Below are 2,400 nucleotides of genomic sequence, written 5' to 3'. Positions count from 1 at the left end.
ATCATGCTAGCGGTGACGCAATAATTCCGATTGATGTTGACCTGCAGGACCCTATAGAGGTCATCCCTCACCTTCTAGAGAAATGGCAGGACGGCGCAGACATGGTGCTGGCCAAGCGTTCTGATCGCTCCACTGATGGCAGACTGAAGCGTAAGACTGCAGAATGGTTCTATAAGCTACACAACAAAATCAGCTACCCGCAGATTGAGGAAAACGTTGGCGATTTCCGCCTGATGTCTCGTGATGTGGTAGAAAATATTAAGCTCATGCCAGAACGCAATCTTTTTATGAAGGGGGTGCTGAGTTGGGTTGGCGGTAGGACCGATGTTGTTGAGTATGCCCGCGCAGAACGTGTGGCAGGAAGCACGAAATTTAACGGCTGGAAACTATGGAACCTTGCTCTTGAGGGGATAACAAGCTTTTCAACGTTCCCGCTGCGCATGTGGACATATATCGGCTTGTTCGTAGCCGGAATGGCATTCATTTACGGAGCATGGATGATTCTTGACACCCTGGCATTTGGTAACCCGGTTCGCGGATACCCTTCCCTGCTGGTATCAATTTTGTTCCTTGGTGGCATACAGCTGATCGGGATTGGCGTTCTTGGCGAGTACATTGGCAGGATTTATGTTGAGGTTAAACACAGACCTCGTTACATAATTAAAAAGGGTAATTAAGTTATGAATTACAATAGAAACAATAAAATCACATCCATTATTATGTATGCTATTTCTTTTTCTTTCTTGGCATTTATAATATCAAGATACTTTCCAATAAACTCTGATTATGCCAATAGTCCATTAGTATGGAGAGAGTTTTTAGATAAGGGAGTGTCTTCTTTTTTTGACTGGAGACCCACTCCTGATAATTGGTATTTTACTGTATACCCAATTAACTTCGCAATCTTCTTTTTGCTAGGAGATGATGGTGTAATTCCGTTGCTGATTTCTACTATATTATTTGCAGCACTAGTTACATTGTTTTCTTCTGAGATATCTAAAATATCAAATGGAAAGTGGAGCTATGTTTCGGTTATCGTAGGAACTACATTATTGCCTCAGATAATGTTAACTGATGGGTTTGTTGCTCATCCATTTGCGCATTATTCAACTGCTGCGTATGGATTTCTAATGTTGTTGCTGTTTACCAAAAACCTATCAAAGAACAACATTTACATAACAACGATGATAGCCGTTATAGGTTTGATTGCGAACTCATCTGATATGTGGATCGCACCTACATTCTTTATGCCAATACTTCTTGTTGAGATCTACCTATTCCTTTCAAAGGAAAGGAGAGTATCTCATCTTTGTGTAATGGCCGCCTTTTTTGGATTATCAATTACTCATGTTCTGCCTATTCTGATGGGCTTCGACATACAGAAGTTTGAAATTGTTGATATCAGTATGATGTTGCAGAACATTTATGGCTCCATCATATTGATAGGGGAAACAATAAATATTTCTGTAATGAAAGGCAATATATTTTATATTGCTTCGTTCTTTGTAATGTTGTTTTTGGTACTTATTTCTGTTTGGATTGGATGGATAAGTGGTGGAATTAAGAGATATGTAACAATTACATTATTCCTTTCTTTGCTCGGAATTGTGTCCTCATACATTATAAGCAATAATTCGTCTTTCCCAGGCCCACCACGTTTTTTTGTAAACGTAATTCCATGTGTATTCGCGATACTAGCAATTAATCTATCGGGAAGATATAGTAGGTTACTATTAGTAATAACTATTCTATTTGCTGTTACATCCATAAACTCGTATGAAACGAAAAAGTGGTGGGCGAAAGGTGTAATAACTGAGAATAATCAATACATTGATTTCTTAAAGAAACATGACTTGCAATATGGTTTCGGTGATTTCTGGGATAAGTCAATGACTGTTAACTGGATTAGTCGAGGGGATGTAAAGATATTCCCTATATTCATTCGTGATGGATATAGGCTGGACCCATATTCAGTGAGGTGGCAAACAATGCGATCATGGCATACCGAAGAATTCCTAAATGGTCTTCCGAAGAGGCAATTCTTCGCTATCTCAAAAGGTAGAGAATGTTCAGACGTAGAAAAGTGCGTCATTGGTATACAGGAGCGCTATGGTTACGCCAGTGAAGTGCTCACATTTAAAAAAATGACTATTCTAGTTTATGATGATGGTATTCCATTTTGAATTAAAGCCCCTTTCGGGGCTTTTTTTATGCGCTTATGGCTCCGTAATTTTTCCATCCTGATGCTGTGTATATCTTTCCTATGTAACCACCCGCTGATGATGTAGTATTGTCATTAACCACATCTCCTACCCCCCAAATTGCAGTGCCTGTTATTGTATCACCCGACATTCCGCAGCTAATTTAGGAATAAACTACCTCATAGAGTCTACCGAGTAA

General features: G+C 39.5%; 2 protein-coding genes. Both read left to right on the top strand.

The features are described 5' to 3' along the window. A partial coding sequence (locus HX884_RS26120) for a glycosyltransferase (RefSeq protein ID WP_178329012.1) occupies positions 1 to 677 on the top strand: 677 nt, incomplete at its 5' end. Positions 678 to 680: 3 nt separating this feature from the next. Then, complete coding sequence (locus HX884_RS26115) at positions 681 to 2,183, top strand: hypothetical protein (RefSeq protein WP_172755678.1); 1,503 nt, start codon at positions 681 to 683, stop codon at positions 2,181 to 2,183. Positions 2,184 to 2,400: the final 217 nt, after the last annotated feature.

Source organism: Enterobacter sp. SECR19-1250 (assembly GCF_013391025.1).
Lineage (GTDB): Bacteria > Pseudomonadota > Gammaproteobacteria > Enterobacterales > Enterobacteriaceae > Enterobacter > Enterobacter cloacae.
This window is presented reverse-complemented; position numbering and strand designations above follow the sequence as displayed.